At 62.3% G+C, this 15,987-nt stretch carries 12 protein-coding genes; 5 read left to right on the top strand and 7 right to left on the bottom strand.

Features of this window, described 5'->3' with window-relative positions:
• Positions 1-169: 169 nt before the first annotated feature.
• Both BMF35_RS13535 and BMF35_RS02915 read right to left on the bottom strand, forming a co-directional pair.
• Positions 170-331 carry a hypothetical protein gene (locus tag BMF35_RS13535; RefSeq protein ID WP_156172123.1) on the bottom strand — a complete coding sequence of 54 codons (162 nt, stop codon included), beginning with the start codon at positions 329-331 and terminating at the stop codon, positions 170-172.
• Between the two features lie 247 nt (positions 332-578).
• Positions 579-1,907 carry an FAD-dependent oxidoreductase gene (locus tag BMF35_RS02915; RefSeq protein ID WP_047006842.1) on the bottom strand — a complete coding sequence of 443 codons (1,329 nt, stop codon included), beginning with the start codon at positions 1,905-1,907 and terminating at the stop codon, positions 579-581.
• Positions 1,908-1,982: 75 nt separating this feature from the next.
• On the opposite strand from BMF35_RS02915, the gene BMF35_RS02910 reads away from it, so the two are divergent.
• Positions 1,983-2,207 carry a hypothetical protein gene (locus BMF35_RS02910; RefSeq protein ID WP_047006841.1) on the top strand — a complete coding sequence of 75 codons (225 nt, stop codon included), beginning with the start codon at positions 1,983-1,985 and terminating at the stop codon, positions 2,205-2,207.
• Between the two features lie 97 nt (positions 2,208-2,304).
• On the opposite strand, the gene BMF35_RS02905 is transcribed toward BMF35_RS02910, so the two are convergent.
• The 5 genes from BMF35_RS02905 to BMF35_RS02885 form a co-directional block, all read right to left on the bottom strand.
• Positions 2,305-4,296, bottom strand: a complete 1,992-nt coding sequence (locus BMF35_RS02905; RefSeq protein WP_156172122.1) for a CocE/NonD family hydrolase — start codon at positions 4,294-4,296, stop codon at positions 2,305-2,307.
• A gap of 166 nt (positions 4,297-4,462) precedes the next feature.
• Positions 4,463-5,647: an alpha-hydroxy acid oxidase gene (locus tag BMF35_RS02900; protein ID WP_047006839.1), complete on the bottom strand. Its 1,185-nt coding sequence runs from the start codon at positions 5,645-5,647 to the stop codon at positions 4,463-4,465.
• Positions 5,644-7,152, bottom strand: a complete 1,509-nt coding sequence (locus BMF35_RS02895) for a serine hydrolase domain-containing protein (RefSeq protein WP_047006838.1) — start codon at positions 7,150-7,152, stop codon at positions 5,644-5,646. The genes BMF35_RS02900 and BMF35_RS02895 overlap by 4 nt, the downstream gene beginning before the upstream one ends.
• On the bottom strand, positions 7,149-8,483 hold the full coding sequence (locus tag BMF35_RS02890; protein WP_047006837.1) for an MFS transporter: 1,335 nt from the start codon (positions 8,481-8,483) through the stop codon (positions 7,149-7,151). Before BMF35_RS02890 ends, BMF35_RS02895 begins: the two co-directional genes overlap by 4 nt.
• A gap of 25 nt (positions 8,484-8,508) precedes the next feature.
• Complete coding sequence (locus tag BMF35_RS02885; RefSeq protein WP_052766042.1) at positions 8,509-10,731, bottom strand: TonB-dependent receptor; 2,223 nt, start codon at positions 10,729-10,731, stop codon at positions 8,509-8,511.
• A 167-nt stretch (positions 10,732-10,898) separates the two neighbouring features.
• Here BMF35_RS02885 and BMF35_RS02880 point away from each other — a divergent pair, with 167 nt between their 5' ends.
• Genes BMF35_RS02880 through BMF35_RS02865 form a run of 4 tightly spaced genes read left to right on the top strand, consistent with a single transcriptional unit; the run spans position 10,899 to position 15,732 of the window.
• Complete coding sequence (locus tag BMF35_RS02880; protein ID WP_082115671.1) at positions 10,899-11,537, top strand: helix-turn-helix domain-containing protein; 639 nt, start codon at positions 10,899-10,901, stop codon at positions 11,535-11,537.
• A gap of 57 nt (positions 11,538-11,594) precedes the next feature.
• Positions 11,595-12,725, top strand: a complete 1,131-nt coding sequence (locus BMF35_RS02875) for an NAD(P)/FAD-dependent oxidoreductase (protein WP_047007546.1) — start codon at positions 11,595-11,597, stop codon at positions 12,723-12,725.
• A gap of 14 nt (positions 12,726-12,739) precedes the next feature.
• A complete protein-coding gene (locus tag BMF35_RS02870; protein ID WP_047006835.1) occupies positions 12,740-14,233 on the top strand; it encodes a M81 family metallopeptidase in 1,494 nt (497 codons plus the stop codon).
• The gene (locus tag BMF35_RS02865) at positions 14,230-15,732 is read left to right on the top strand and encodes an alpha/beta hydrolase (RefSeq protein ID WP_156172121.1); all 1,503 of its coding nucleotides are present in this window, start codon (positions 14,230-14,232) and stop codon (positions 15,730-15,732) included. The genes BMF35_RS02870 and BMF35_RS02865 overlap by 4 nt, the downstream gene beginning before the upstream one ends.
• Positions 15,733-15,987 lie beyond the last annotated feature (255 nt).

Below are 15,987 nucleotides of genomic sequence, written 5' to 3'. Positions count from 1 at the left end.
TCGGACGCACTAGAACATCCGTCGCCCCATTCACTCGCACGGTGCTTGGGGGTTCGAGCCTCAGGTGCTTCAGCGGCTCGGAGTTAGTTGATGTCACATGTGGCTCCGTACGGAGCATTGCGCCGTGCTGCAGAGTGTCAGTCAAGCGCCTGATCTATACGCCCCCATATCAGATCAACATCGGCACAATAGTTCGCGGCGACCTGCCGTAGGAAAGCGACGCGATGCTGATGGCGAAAGCGGCAGTGATGAATATGGAAGGTGCGTGGTTGATGGCTCGCGCGACCGGGTCGAGCGAGCCGTTTCGAGACGCATCGGCAATATGTTCCATAGTTGTGAACCGTCGCTAGCGCGCTGGCATCCCATTATCGGTCTCACGTCGAACGCGTTTCAAGCGTAGCAGTGAAAAACTACGCTCGCGCGAGCGTCCCTTTTTAACGATTTAGGTTTTCAGGCAGTCCCAGAAGTTCTTCTTCTCGGTCGATCGACACTCCATCCGGATTCTCGAGAGTTATTGGCTCATATCATCCGGGAGCGTCGATTTCGGACATTGATTGTCGGGAAACCTCTCTGGCTTTTCAGACTCCCGCAGCACGCGCGGCCTTTTCGATTGCGCTGACCAGTCTTGACGCAGTCCGATGAGGAATTTGCGGTCCGACCGCGAAGCGCTTGCGCTCGTGCTGATCGGTGAAGTTGATCTCGGCCGCCGTTCGGGCGCGTCGGACAAGATCGTCCCAGACTTCCGTGCGTTCGGCGGCGTAGGGTTTCGCGACGCTATCGGCGAATTGCTGCCGGAACACTTCGGGACCGGGAACGCCCGCCGATCCCTCGACTAGAAATCGTCCGAGCATCTCGCCGTCCTCGATCGCTGTGCTCGCGCCCATGCCGATCGTTGGAAGAAGCACGTGCGCCGCATCGCCGATCGCGAGGACATTGCCCGTCTCGCCATAGGGCGGATGGAGCGGATCGGTATCCTCCATGGCCCATAGATAGACGCGAGGGCTCATCCAGTCCTGCACGTGCTTGAGCATCTCGGCATAGAATGGATCGTGCGCGCAGGCATCTTCGACGAGACGGCGGGCCAGCGCCTCACGTGTATTTGCAGGTATGTCCGCCCATTCGGTGTCCGGATCGAGATCGAACCGGGACCAGAGGTGTCCTCGGCTCTGATGATCGAAGCCTATGCCATATGCCGCGCGCCCCTTTCCGAGCGGAAACGTCGTGAGGGTCGCCTCCTCGCCCATGATGAGGTTGCTGACCCCGGCGTTTGTCATCGCGAGGTAGCGTTCCTCCGCTTCCAGAGGCTTCTCGGCCTCGAGCATCATGTAGATGCACGAGAAACCCTGATCGCGCTTCTCGTCCTGCATGGGGAACAATTGCGAGCGCGTCGTGGAAGATGAGCCGTCGCAGGAAAGGACGGCGTCGAAGGTGAACTCCTCATTCCGCCCCTCTCCGATGTTTGCCTTCAGAGTGACGGATCGGTCTTCATTCGGCCTGACGCTGACTATCTCATGGTTCGTCAGCAGCTTTGCCCTCTTCACCAGCCCGACCAGGTCGGCGACGAATTCCTGCCGCACAACATGACGCGTCCAATCGCCATCGAGCTCGATTGGCCTGAACTTTTTCTCGAGCCGCGAATTATAGAACGTAATTTTCCGGGCGCGCAGGCTGCGGTGTAACGCCTTCTCGCGGATACCGATCCGCTCGAACGCGCGGCACGCCCGCTCTTGTATGCCGTATTCGACACCGGGATAGTCTGTCGGTGAGCTGTTGCGTTCGAACAACGTGACCTCGAACCGCTTTTTTCGATCATAATACTCGATCGCAAGCGCCGTCGTCAGGCCCGCCGGTCCGGCTCCGATGATCCCGATGCGGATCTTCTTGGGAAAGTTGTCTGCGCGGTCCATGTTCTTTCCTTATTTACGGGCATCGCGTTTGTGTCGTTGGTGTCACCGCAAGCAGGATGTGCCAATCGGACGAGAATGAACGATCCGGGTTGCGATGGGGTCCGCAAGAATCTTCACACGGAACGCTTCGGCCGGACGCTGGCGATGCATCCGGCAGTTGCGATCAGCGCCGGAACGACGGCGAAGACTGCCAACAGCATATACTCTTCCGACTTCGAGCCGGCCGACACCGCGCTCGATCATGTCACGGGGTCGAGAAGGACGCGAGAGGCCGCAATCGCCGCCGCTCCGGCAAGCTGATCTATCGAAGCCTTGGAGACTGGGAATAAGGAGCGCTATCGACAAGCTCCGCACGTAGTTCATAGTCTCGCAGGCTTCTCTTTCCAAAAGCTCAGCATCACTGTTCGATCGGGAGATCTAAGGTCGGCGCGCGTCCGTCGACGGAATGGAAGGTGATGCGCGATGCTCCGTCGGGCACGGCGGCGAAATTGTCGTGGTCCGCTCCTGCGAAGGACAGGCGAAGGCGCCTGCCGGCAGCGATCCGGTAGGAAGTCGCTTGCATGCCGAAACGCAAGATCAGCGGTTCGTCGAGTGACAGAGCCCTCCGATGTTCGGCGCGCAAGGTTCGGTGCGGGATGACGTCCTCATAAAGGGCGTCGCGGCCGATCGCCAACGCCGCGTGTGATGCCCGGATCTGACCTTCGGTAATGTAGCGAACATCGCCAGCGGGTCCGACGTCCTCAAGATATGCGAAGACTGAAGCATCTGCCGCGTCGGCCGTGATCGCTGTCTCAATCACGGCGTTGCCGGTCAAGATCATGTCATTTCGAAGGGGGCCGGTTTCGAATGTCAGCCTATGCTGCGACTGGTCGAAAAGCTCTGTGTATTCTATAAGTGTACCGTCGAAGTTTGCAGGGCTAAGCCACCGGCTTCCCTTCCCGGTCGTGGCCGAAGGATCCACGATGAGGGTTCGTGGAAAATAGGGAGCGGCTCGTGAGTTAAGCGACGTTCCGGACAGATATAAGGTCTGCGATCGGACGTCGGCTACGGGCCAACTTGAAGATTCTTTCCAGCCGCCTCCGCACATCGTGAAATATCTCACACGGGACTGCCCGGTAGTAGTGGAGGAGCTTCGGAGAAAGTCGGTGACCACACGCGGATAGTCGAGAACCTTCGCCTCGTCGTCCTCGCACGGGCTGATGATCTGCCGCCCTCCGTGGTCCCATGGGCCGATGAGGAGATGCGATCCGGGATCGTGGATGAGGCGCCGGAGCGCAGCATTGGTGTTGCCACCATCATACCAGCCCCCGATCACCAGACGCGGTGGCGCGCCTTGAGGCGCTCGATACGTGAAGTTCGCACGAGACCACACGTCCTGTCCTTCTACCAGGTCGCCGCGGAACGGTGCGGAGGCGAACAGGTCGTATGGTACGTAGTTCCGTCGCGAAGCGATCAGTGCGGCTAGTGCGGTTCCGTCTGGATCGGAGTCGAGCGGGCGCACCCCGGACACGAACCTCGCGAGTGATGCGAAGACCCGTTCCGGCTCACCCGCGTCTAGACTAGTGGTGACGAGGGACCAGCGGCGCGCGAAGGTTTCGGCCAGGAGGCCACCGGGCCAGACGGTGTCGCGTAGGATGTCGTAGGGCGCGAAGGCCACGACCGCCCCATCGAGCGCGCCTTGCGACCATGCGAGATCGGTCGCCACGCCTGCATAGGAGATGCCCTCGCCATACACGGTGGCGTTAGACCAAGACTGCCGGCGTATCCAGCCTGCAAGTGCCGGACCGTCCGCCCGTTCCTCCGGAGAGAAGGACACTGCCTGCTCGCCTTCTGAAGCGCCCGACCCGCGCGCGTCGACGGCTACGTAAGCGAAGTCCCCGCGTGTGAATGCATCGGCGAGAGGAGCGTCGCCTGTCAGGACGAAGCGCCATGGCCATCGCACCGACCATCCGCGGTTGTATCGGGTCTGCATGAGGATGGCCGATAGACCGTCCGCAGGGATGGAGCGTGGCAGATATATGTCCGCCGCGAGAAGCGTTCCGTCGTGGCTGGCTATAGCGATCGAATGACGCGTCGTCGGACCGGCATGGGCGTAGGCCGACATACTGGCAATCGTAGCGACGATGCCACCTGCGACGACCGCAGGCACGGCAAGGCGTCTGCGCGAGAAACTTCCCGCGCTCACGGCGACGACGCATAGCAGTGCAGCGCCCAGAACGAGTGAGGCAGCGGCGAAGCCTTCGCCGAAGGTCGGACCTGCCCAGAATTGCGAGCGATAACTGAGCGTAGCTGCGATCAGGCTCCCGCTGATGAGGCCAATCCATCGGCTAAGATGGCGCTCCGTAGCGGCGGCAACGACAAGGAATAGCAAGATGGAGCCAGCCGCCAACAGGCGTTGGTCCGTAAGCAGCGCGTAGGCCGCAATTATGCCGAGACTACACCAGAAGGTGGTTACGCAAATGAGCGCCGCTCGCTGTTTCCGGCCGGCATCTCGATCGCCAGGCGGTTCTTTGCTGCGATTTTCCTCGTCGGATCTTATGCTTGCGATCAGCGCTCTACTCCCCGCGCTGATGCGATGAAGCGGCAAGAGTTCTGTGCGAAAGACAGGTGCGATCGAGATCGCCGAGTGCTGTCGCGCCCATTAGAGCCATTACGCGCCGCGTCTCGGAGGCAAGGATAGTCAAGGCTTCTTCCACCCCGGCTTCGCCCGCAGCGCCAAGACCATAGAGATAGGGTCGTCCGACGAAGCAAGCCTTCGCACCGAGGGCGATCGCCTTCACAATGTCGCTACCGCGTCGAATTCCTCCGTCGAGGAAGACCTCGCATCTATCACCGATCGCGTCCACGATTCCGGGAAGCGCGTCCATCGACGCGATGGCTCCGTCGAGCTGGCGTCCGCCATGGTTGCTGACGACGACGGCGCTCGCCCCTGCATCGACGGCTCGCCGTGCATCGTCCGGATGAAGGACACCCTTTATCGCCAAGGGACCACCCCACTCCTCTGCTATGCTGCGGGCGTCGTCCCAGGTCATGGACGAACTGAACTGGTTCGCGATGTAGCCGCTCAAGGTCGAGATGTCCGCGTTCGCCTCCGCGATGCGATGCGCGACGTTGGCGAGCGTCATGCGCGGCGCCCGCACATAGTCGAGCGACCAGCGCCAGTGCCTCGCGATGTCGAGGATGCCCATGAGACCGAGCGCTGGCGGGAGCGTCATACCGTTCCTGAGGTCGCGCTCCCGATTGCCGGCGACTGGAACATCCACGGTCAGGATGAGCGCATCGTATCGCGCCGAGCGTGCCCGTTCGATGAATTCCGACGTCAGCGCGCGATCGCGGAAGGCGTAGATCTGGAAAGCCTTCGACCCGCTCGAGGACGCCGCCACGTCCTCTATGCTGGTCGATCCCATCGTCGATAGCGAATAGAGCGTGCCGGACCGGCCGGCTGCGCGGGCAACGCCTCGCTCCGCATCCGGATGGAACATCGCCGACATGCCCGTCGGGGCGATCATGAACGGCAGGTCGATATCGCACCCGAACGCCGTCGTCTTCGGATCGACCTTCGAGACATCGACGAGTTGGCGAGGTATCAAGCTGACCTCGCAGAATGCGTCCCGGTTACCCCGCATCGTACCCTCGTCCTCGGCACCTCCGTCGATATAGTCGAACATGGCCTGCGGCAGACGCCGTTTTGCGAGACGCCTCAGGTCTTCAATGTTGTGGGCGCGGTCCAGTGCCGTCATGTCCCGGTGCCGATCGGTTCGAACGCCAGGTTCCAGTTGCGCAGCGTCGAGACGCTGACACCGCGCTCGGTGCGCTGCACGGTGGCATAGAGAGGTATGGCGGAGCGTGGGACGGCCGCCCAGCTGTCGGCGCCGATCGAAGTGAGCGCGTAATAGGTTTCGCCTTCCGGTGCCGAGATACGCATCTCCTTCGCTTCGATGTCGATCCGGACGTCGCCTCGGACGAACGCTCCGCTCGCATCGGCATCGACCGGTCCACAAGAGATCTTGTCCAACAAACGGACCTGACCGTGTTCTTGAAGGAATGTCTTTCCGCCCCTCTTGCCGAAGGCGATCTGTCCGAGCCCCGCACTCTCGGCTGCGACCGAGCCGTCGGATCGCTCGACGAGAGGTAGCGTGTGAACGTGCAGATCGAGCGCGCCCGCTCGAAGCGAGAACCCCCTTCCGCTCGTCGGCTCGATGAAGTCACCGACCGGACCGGTGTGCGCCGGTGGTGGCGCAGGAGGCAGGATGCAGAGCCGCTCCGCCAACCGGTCCGCGATGTCGGGAGCGGACAGGGTCCCGTTGTTCGAGGCGACCGCGATGGTGCAGCCCGCCTTCGGATAGAACACGAGTTGGGCCGATCCGCCGATGACGCCGCCTGGATGGTGTATCCTTTCCACCCCCCGCGAAAATTCCCGGATCAGAGCGAAGCCGTAGGCGCTTGCTCCACCGCGGTCGAGCGACGTCGGCGCGGTCATCCGTTCGAAGATCGCGCCATCCTCCACTGCGCGCAGCCAACGGTTCCATCGAACCAAATCCTTCGGAGTGGCGATCAGGCCGCCTTCTCCGGTGATCTCGGTGGGGAAGCTAGCCAGGGCGTGACCGTCGCCATCGGGTAGGCTGGTCCTTGCGCATCGATCGGGCAGATGGGCGTCGTTCGCGAAGAGAGCGGTATCCGCAAGACCGGCAGGTTCCAACAGCTTCTCCCGAAGCACGGTTTCGAAACTTCCTGGCCCTGTCCGCTCGATGACCAGCGATGCGAGTGCGAAGCCGGTGTTGTTGTAGCAGAACCGAGTGCCGGGTCGGAAATTGATGGAGCGACGTGCCAGCGCTCGCCGGACACCCTCGGCACCCGACATGAAGGACGGCCCACGCGAGAACAGCCAGATATCCAGTTCGTCGCGTATTCCCGATGTGCAGGTGAGGCAGTCGCGCAGGCGGACCTCGCCGAGCACTTGGCTCGTTTCGCCAAGGCCGTCGCAGATCGACGCGTCCGGATCGAGGCGGCCCTTTTGCGCTAGAAGCAGCGCCGCTGCGGCGGTGAACTGCTTCGTCGTCGATCCGATGCGGAAGGGGGTGTCTTCAGTTATCGGTCGACTGTCCGAAGGGCCCAGACGTCCGGTCTGCCCGCAGATCGGTTGTTCCTCGCCATAGGCGATCGCGACCGACAGGCCGGGCGCGTCCGCGACCCCGAGGCTGGTCAGGAATTCAGCCAGGGTTCGTTCGACGTCTTGCGGCTTCATGACGGCTCCACTTCCTTTGCGAAACGGCGCCGCATCGGAAGGTAGAGGACGATCGCGACTACGAGTATCGGCAAGGCGGTCGCCGCGACCGAGAGGCTCAGCGCCCTGTCGCCGTCGAAGACTGCGTCTGAGAAGAAACCGGTCGCGACCGGGCTGAAGCCTTGCAGGATCGTCGATATCAGCGTGGAAAGGGCTAGGATCTGCCCGCGCATCTCGTTTGGAGCGACCTCCTGTATGAGCACCGGCGTCAGAGCTACGATCCAGTAGAGGCCGAAGAGCTGTCCGGCACCGAGTGAAAGAGCCACGTTCGCATCGCCGAGGAGCGGCACGACGAGCACCACCAGCAGCGACAGTGCCGCCCCTGCCGGAAGTAGCGTCGCCACCTGGCCTGCACCTCGCTTGCGCAGACGTTTCTCCATGACGATCGCGAACGGCACTGCGACGCCGGCGCAGATGGCCGCCGCGAGGCCATACCGGATTCCGGCAGTCGAGGCGAGCCAGTCGAACTCCCTGATCATGATCGTCGGATGCCAGCTGTTGATGGCGTTGCCGACCGATAGCGCGGCGGCTGAACCGAAGACCAGTGGAAGGAACAGTCCCTTGCGCTGGGCCAGATAGTCGGCGACCTGCCGCACTGTGAGACCCTGTCCGTTCACGCTGGCCAGGTCGTGCCGTTCGGGTTCGCGTAGGGTGAGGCCGATGAGCACTGCGGCGATCGGTCCCGGGATGCCCACGATGATGAAGGCGGCACGCCAGTCGTCGAAGTCGGCCAGGGGACCGGGCAGAGTTATACTGCCCGAAGCGAGGGCACCGAGCGCGAGGCCGCCGAGGCTGACCGAGAGGCTCGCGCAAACGACGACGGTCAGGTAGAAGACGAGCATCGCCGTCGCGCGCTTTCCCCGTGGGAAGAAGTCGGCGAGAAGAGAATAGATCAGCGGCATGATCGCCGCTTCTCCGATTCCCACGCCCACGCGGAAGGCGAAGAGCTGAGCGAAGCTCTGCGCGAACCCGCACAGTATCGTCATCGTCGACCAGATCAGCATGCATATGATAAGCATGCGGACCCGGTGTGTACGATCGACGAGGCGCCCAAGTGGAAGTGCGGCAATCGCGGCAAACAGCGAAAACGCCAATCCCTGCAGCACGCCGATCCGCGTATCCGAGATCGACAGCGACGCCTGCAGCGGTTCGACGATCAGAGATATGATCTGTTTGTCGATGAATGCGAGCAGGATCGTCAGCACGAAGAGGCCGAGCGCATACCAGGCGTATGCAGGCCTCGCGTAGGACGAGGCGTCCATGTCCGGCTGGGCTTCGGTGGCGGAGGTCAAGCTCCTAATGTCTCCCGGACCGTCATCAGAAATCGGCCGCGACGAGCAGTCCGAACGCCCTTGGACGGCCTACCGCGACATCAAGTCGACCGCCTACGTTTGTCGCGCCGAGCTGCGGTATCTCGTTCGTGAGGTTCTTGGCAAACGCAGAGACGCTGAAGCTGTCGAAGTCTACGCTCGCCCTGAGATCCACCACGAGGTAGTCGTCGAGCGTGAAGGACGGATTGGTTAAACTTGCAGGGAAGCCCGATCGCCGGTCGTCGGTGTAGCTGACGGTCGCACCGACATTGCCTATAATCGTGTCCGAAAGCGGGAAGGTGTAGTCGGCGAAGGCGGTAGCCGCCCATTCGGGAACGAGCGGAAGACGGTCGCCGTCGCGGCCGCCTACGACCACCCCGGTGTCGGCAGTAAGCTCGGCATCGGTGTAGACGACGTTCCCGCCGAGCGTCAGACCTTCGACCGGCTCGAAGGCGATTTCGGCCTCGACGCCTTGGCTTCGGGCAGTGTCGCCGTTCCCGCGGAATGTGGCGCCGTTCACGATCTGGATGATCTGGATGTCGTCCCAGTCGATGCGGAACGCTGCCAGACCGAACGTGCCGGAATTGCCGAAGTTGCCTTTCACCCCTGCCTCGTAATTCCACAGCGTGTCCGGATCGAAGGTGAGCGGGACGAGGCTTTCGCCTGGATTGGCGGGATCGGGCAGGATCGCATTCGGGCCACCTGGCCTATATCCGGATGCGGCACGGGCATAAAGGGTCACGTCGTCGGTGATTTGCCAGTTTGGCGCGACGACGAAGGTCGCCGTTCCGTCGCTCGACTCGTTCGTCACCGTCGACACGACGCCAGGAGGCAGACCGACCGCGGGGCCGCTGGTGCTCTGGCTGAACGACTGCTCGTTCTCCGCGATACGCAATCCCAGGTTGAGCGACACGCGGTCGCCAAAGAATACTGTGGTGTTCGCGAATACGGCGAATTCCTCATAGCTCGTCGGCAGTTCGACGACCGCCGCCGGATTGAGCGGCACGAACGGACCGTCTCGCACCGTCAGAATCTGGTCGTTCAGACTGTCCTCTTCGGTGTAGAACAGGCCGACCTGCCATTCCAGCGGCATGCCGTCTGCGCGCGACGCCGATGTGAGCCGTAGTTCCTGCACGAACTTTTCTGTCTCCGCCGCGCGCAGCAGCGCGACCGCGGTGGAGCCGAACGCGGCTCCGAAACTGGCAGTCGCGTCACCGATCGCCGGCGTCTCAAGTTCCGAATACGCCGAAACGGAGGTCAGCGTCGCGAAGCCGAAGTCGAAGTCGGCGGTAAGTGAATATTGCTGGAAGTCCTGCGTCAGTTGCGCCGCGACCGTCCGGTCGTTCTCGAGTTCGCCGAAGACAGGTTCGCCCGTCGCGAAATCGTAGCGCACGAGCGCGCTGTCGTCCTGTTCGGTGCGCTGGTATAGCGCAGCCGCGCGCAGCGAGACGTTCGGCCCTGGTTCGACGAGAAGCTGCGCTCGGCCGCCGTACCGCTCGTTGCCATTTATGTCTTCGACCCCCGTAACGACGTTGTCCACGAAGCCGTCGTCCCTGGCGTAGAAGCCGGTGAAGCGCAGACCGGCGACGCCGGCAATCGGCACGTTGAGCGCTGCGTTCGCCGTGTAGTTGAGTCCGCCGTTGTCGACCGCAAACACGCTGGCGTCGGCCCGCCCTTCGAATTCATCGAGATCGGGGGCGCGGGTGACGTATTTGAGCAAACCACCCAGCGTGCTCGCTCCGTAGATGGTTCCTTGCGGCCCGCGCAAAACCTCGATCCGTTCGATGTCGAACGGCACGAGCTCGAACCCCAGACGCCCGCCGGTCGCAAGCGAGGTGGACGAGCCCACTGGCGCCTCGTCGACATATACTCCCACGGTCGAGGCGGGATCGTCGCCCGCATTGACGCCGCGCAGGATGAGCTGGCGTTGACCCGGTCCGCCCTGCGAAGATGCGCCTAGACCCGGGATGTATTTGGCATAGTCCTCGAAGTCGACGGCGCCGATGTTCTCGAGAGCCTCGCCATCGAAAACGGTGATCGATGCAGGCACGTCCGTCAGGTCCTGCTCGCGCTTCTGCGCGGTAACGACGATGACCCTGTCTTCGGGCGCAACCTCGTCCTGAGAGGCGCTTTCGCCCGGTGACACGCTCTGTGCCTGAGCTGCAGTGGCGACGGCCACTACGGGAAGCGAGGCGGCGGCAAGCAGGCGGCGTGGAACTATGCTATTCATGTCATTCCCTCCCATTCATGGCGTATGTTTCGCATAATGGACGAGATTGTCTATAGGAAATTTTTCGACAGCTTGTCTTCCCGGGCTTTACATGCGTCCGATTTGCCACGATCAAATCGCATCGACACACCACGAAGGGGGCGGCGATAGCGACCGAACGTAATCCATTGGGCGAGGCGTTGCGCGCCTTGCGCTCGCGCAACGGCTGGAGCCTTGCTGATGTCGCTCGCATGACCGGCATATCCACCTCGGCCTTGTCGAAGGCGGAGAACGGACGCCTCTCCCTGACCTACGACAAGCTTGCGGCGCTTGCCACGGGACTGGGCGTCGACATCGCGACCTTTTTCGAAAAGCCGCCGGTCGAGACACGCTTCTCCGGGAGGCGGAGTATCGATCGCGGGGACGCGACAGCGGGCACGATCGAGACGTCCAACTATGTCTATCACTATCTCAACACCGAGATACTCAACAAGAAGATGGTCCCTCTCGTCGTCGAGCACACTGCACGTACTCGCGAGGAGTTCGGGGACTTCGTCCGCCATGAAGGCGAGGAGTTCCTCTACGTATTGGAAGGTCGTCTTCAGGTCCTCACTGAACTGTACGAGGCCGCCACCCTCGATGCGGGACAGTCGGTTTATCTCGATAGCGATATGGGCCATGCCTACCTGAATGTGGGCGATGGGACATGCCGCACGCTAGCTGTCGTCAGCGCTCCCGCGGAGACGATCAACGAGGCTTTGGAACCCAGAAATCCGTCGTTTGCGCCTCGCTCGGACGCGCCGGAGCGCGACCCATCCGAGAAATAGTCTTGTTTCCTATAGGAAACGACGTATCCTGACTTCAATCGGAGGTTGGGTTGTTTGTTGGACTACGACGTAGCAGTTATCGGAGCGGGAATAGCAGGGGCATCCATTGCGGCGCGACTTGCTGACAAGGCGCGCGTCCTTCTCGTAGAAATGGAGACGTCACCAGGGTATCACACCACGGGAAGGTCGGCTGCGCTCTTCACCGAGCTCTATGGCAACGCGACCATTCGCGAGCTTACTGGGCGTGGACGGACCTTCTTCGAGTTACCACCTTCCCCGTTTAACGGTCCGCTGCTCAGCCCGCGCGGTTGTCTGTATTCAGTGAAACCGAAACAGGTCGGGCAGGCGGAGGACCTGGCCGACGTAGCTAAAGCGCGCGACGTCGAGATGATGCGCCTCTCACCGACGGAGATCGCCGCCAAGGTGACACCGCTCCGGCAGGATGCTGTCGCCTTCGGACTGTTCGAGCCCGGTTCCATGGATATCGATGTGGACGCGCTGCACGGCGGTTTCCTCCGAGCGGCGAATCGAAGCGGTGTCGCCCTTTCCGTCGGACGCCTCCCGAAGATCCAGCGCGCTACTGCCGGTTGGAAACTCGCGCTCGGCGACGAGCGTCTGTACTGTAGGATTCTGGTCGACGCGGCAGGTGCCTGGGCCGATGCGGTCGCCCGGGACTGCGGAGTGCGCGCGAAGGGCATCGTGCCGCATCGTCGAACGGTCGCCCTGGTCGATGCGCTGCCTGCGGTCTCACAAGCCGCGATGGCCAGCTGGCCTGCGGTCATCGACATTGCCGAGGAGTTCTACTTCAAGCCGGAGAGCGGGAAGCTCCTTTGCTCTCCGGCGGACGAGACCCCGTCCGATGCTTGCGATGCAGCGCCTGAGGAACTCGATCTTGCGATCGCAATCGACCGGATGCAGTCGCTGCTCGATTTCCCGGTGCGGCGCATAGCGTCGAGCTGGGCTGGCCTGCGCTCCTTCACCCCAGACAAGACACCGGTCGTCGGATTCGATCCGCGGGTCGACGATTTCTTCTGGTTCGCAGGCCAAGGCGGCTACGGGATACAGACCGCGCCCGCCTTGTCCGACCTAGGCGCGCGGCTCCTGCTCGGCGAAAAACTAGACCTCGGCGAGCGGGCGCTTGCCTCGACAATGGCTCCGGATCGCCTTGGCAAGAAGACGGCGGCGTGAGTCCGGACGCCGACATGGGACACGTCTTCATCGCGGGTCTGATGACGGAAACCAACACCTTCTCTCCAATACCGACCGACGATACCTCTTTCGAAGAGCAAGGGCTCTTCCGTGGTGACGGGACTGTGCGTGCGCCGGAGGCTCTGCACGTCCTCGCGATGACGCACTGGCGGGAGCGGGCCGAAGCCGGCGGATGCCGCGTTACCGAGAGCATCGCCGCCTTCGCTCAGCCGGCAGGCCCAGCCCTGGCCGACACATATGTCGGTCTCCGCGACGATATCCTCTTCGACCTTCGAGCTGCAGGTCCTGTCGACTGCGTGCTCCTCAACCTGCATGGCGCGATGACGGCGGAGGGGACGGAAGATTGCGAAGGCGATCTGCTGTCGCGAGTGCGCGAGATCGTGGGACCGGGTGTGGCTGTAGGTGCACTGCTGGACCTGCACGCGCATCTCACGCCTGCCATGATCGCGGCGAGCGATCTGCTGGTTGCCTACAAGCACTATCCGCACGACGACATCGTCGAGCGTGCCGCCGAACTCTATGTCCTTGTTCACGACATCGTAGAGGGTCGGATCGATCCTGTCGCAGGCGTGGCCGATTGTCGCATGATAGGGCTTTGGCCGACGAGCGAGCCAGCGATGACGTCTCTCGTCGAGCAAATGAAGCAGGTGGAGCATAAGGAGCACGTCGTGAGCGCATCCCTCGTCCACGGTTTTCCCTGGGGCGACGTACCCCATGCCGGATCGAGAGCGTTGGTCTATGCCGATGCCGACCGGGATCTCGCCGAAACGCAGGCATTGGAGCTGGCCGAGGCCTTCTTCGCTATGCGCGGAAGGTCCGCCATGCCGCACGTGTCGCTCGACAAGGCTATCGATTTTGCGCGAGCGGGCGAAGATGGACTGACCGTCCTCGCCGACGTCTCGGACAATGCAGGCGGCGGAGCTCCGTCCGATTCCACTTTTCTACTCGCAGCGATGCTGGAAGGCGAGGTGACGAGGGCAGCGAGTGGTTGCTACTACGACCCCGAAGCCGTCGAGGCCTGCTTCGCGGCGGGAGAAGGCGAGGTCGTCGAGCTGCGGCTGGGAGGACGACACGGGGAGCTAAGCGGCGAACCGCTGGCGTTGGGCGCTACAGTGCTTCAGCTGAAGGAAAGCCACTGGCAGACCGGTCTCGGCGGATCGCGTGTGTCGCTTGGACGGTGTGCAGCCGTCCAGGTGCAGGGTGTTGCGATCGTGATCTGTTCGCTTCGTGCTCAGGTGTTTGCTCCGGATGCCTTCACGGGTATCGGCGTGGAGCTTTCGGACATTCACTGCGTCGCCGTGAAGTCGACCCAGCACTTCCATTCCCGGTTCGCACCGATCGCCAAACGAATTCTCTACGTGGCGACGCCGGGTGCGATATCGCCGCGTTACGATAAGCTCGGATACGAGCGGCGCGATACGGACGTCTGGCCCCTGGTCGAAGATCCCGCGCAGCCCAGGATACTCTCCATGGAGGAGGACATTTGACCTTCACGATCATTCTACTCGCAGTAGCGAGCGGCATATGTCTCCTATTCGCCCGAACTCTGACCAGAAAGGGGATGCGAAGGTGGCTGATCGGAGCGATCGGGCTTGCCGCGCTTGCGATAGTCCTCGTCCTTGTCTTCGAACCGTGGCGCTGGCAGTTGATTGCTCCACTTATGCTCGCGGTGCTGGCGGCAATCGTGGCTGCCTGGCGTTTGTGGCGTGAACCGAAGGATCGAAGTCGGTGGCGTTCGATCCTGGCAGGTGCGGCGGCGACGTCGGTCCTCGTCGTGGCGTTTCTTCCGCCCCTGCTTTTTCCTCTCTTCGACATTCCGGCACCTCAGGGCGAACAGGCGGTCGGAACGCAAACGCTTTCACTGCTCGATCCCGACCGCCCGGACCCAACCGCAGAAGGGGCTTTCGGCAATCGCGAATTGTCCCTGCAGGTGTGGTATCCGACCGACGCGACGGACAAAGAGCGAGCGCCTCTGATGGATCCCGCAGTCGCTGACGGGATGGTGTCAGGCACCATGCCGACCTTCATATTCGGTCACCTGAGCCTGATAGAAACCCAGAGTCAGACAAATGCGCCGTTTCTCGACGGCATCGAGCAGGCGCCGGTTGTTCTTTTCGTGCCGGGTTTCCGATCCTTCACGACGCAAAGCACCGTGCTCGCCCAGGATCTGGCGTCTCGTGGCTATGTCGTCATATCGATCGGTTCGCCTGGCGACGCGAGTGCGCTCGCCTATCCCGACGGAAGGGTCGTCGGGTTTGCCAACGATTCGCTTCTGGCCGACGAGCGCGGCGTCGAAGCACTTACCCGCGCTACCACTGCGACGGACGCGGCAGCCCAACGCAGCGCAATCGCAGAAGCTCTGCGCGAGATGCGCGGTGCCGACGCCACGCTTCGGGGTCAGGTCGCCGATGTGGAACTGGTCGTCGAGGCGCTTGAGCAGCGCGGCATCCCCGGACTCGAGATCGATTTCGATCTCTCACGCCTGTCCATCGTGGGAATGTCTCTGGGAGGCGCTGTTGCGGCGCAGGCTTGCGCCGAGATCGATCCGTGCGGCAAGGCAATCAACCTCGACGGTTTCCAGTTCGGCGACTTCTTCGGCGTCCATTATTCCAAACCCCTCCTGGTGCTGATGTCGGATCGCGGCAATGTGCCGGCGCTCAATGGCACGATGTATCGAGAAGCCGGACGTCCGTTTCCGACGAACGTCATCTATCGCGAGGTCGAGGGGGCCAGCCATATGGATTTTACAGACTTCGCCCTGGCCTCGCCTGTCCTAAAGACTCTGGCGCCCAACCCGCTCCTCGGCGCCGTCGACGGTGAGAACATGCTCGCGGCGACAAGCGACATGGTCGCTACCTTTCTCGCTTCATCGACCCCTGATGGCGCGAATATAGGGAGGCAAGCAGCGACCCATCGCGTCGTCCTTCGCTCTGTCGACGACCGCGTCGAAATCCCCTCTCGCAGTCTGAACCACCATCAACCATAAACTGATCGGCGAGTCCGCACTTTGCCAGCCAATCTCGGCGATCCGCTTCTGCGGTACATCGGTCGGATCGCGGCTTTGCTGCGCGCGCGAGAAACGGGAATGTATGATTCGATCCGCGTCGCATCTCCATTGCCGCCACCATGATCAGACGATCCTCTCGGGCCCTAAACCGAGCCGTCTTTCCTGCCAGCTATTTCTTGTAGAGGATTATGACGCGGCGAACCTCGTTCGCAGTCGGAGCGAAGTGCAGACGGC

This window comes from Aurantiacibacter gangjinensis (genome assembly GCF_001886695.1).
Classification (GTDB): Bacteria; Pseudomonadota; Alphaproteobacteria; order Sphingomonadales; family Sphingomonadaceae; genus Alteraurantiacibacter; species Alteraurantiacibacter gangjinensis.
Note: the sequence above shows the minus strand (reverse complement) of the source record. Positions and strands in the feature narration are given on the sequence as shown.

What these genes read in the sequence shown, in the direction of transcription:
- BMF35_RS13535 (WP_156172123.1), bottom strand. Translation starts at nt 331, where the DNA reads ATGGAACATATTGCCGATGCGTCTCGAAACGGCTCGCTCGACCCGGTC.
- BMF35_RS02900 (WP_047006839.1), bottom strand. Translation starts at nt 5,647, where the DNA reads ATGACGGCACTGGACCGCGCCCACAACATTGAAGACCTGAGGCGTCTC.
- BMF35_RS02915 (WP_047006842.1), bottom strand. Translation starts at nt 1,907, where the DNA reads ATGGACCGCGCAGACAACTTTCCCAAGAAGATCCGCATCGGGATCATC.
- BMF35_RS02895 (WP_047006838.1), bottom strand. Translation starts at nt 7,152, where the DNA reads ATGAAGCCGCAAGACGTCGAACGAACCCTGGCTGAATTCCTGACCAGC.
- BMF35_RS02870 (WP_047006835.1), top strand. Translation starts at nt 12,740, where the DNA reads ATGGGACACGTCTTCATCGCGGGTCTGATGACGGAAACCAACACCTTC.
- BMF35_RS02885 (WP_052766042.1), bottom strand. Translation starts at nt 10,731, where the DNA reads ATGAATAGCATAGTTCCACGCCGCCTGCTTGCCGCCGCCTCGCTTCCC.
- BMF35_RS02910 (WP_047006841.1), top strand. Translation starts at nt 1,983, where the DNA reads ATGAACGATCCGGGTTGCGATGGGGTCCGCAAGAATCTTCACACGGAA.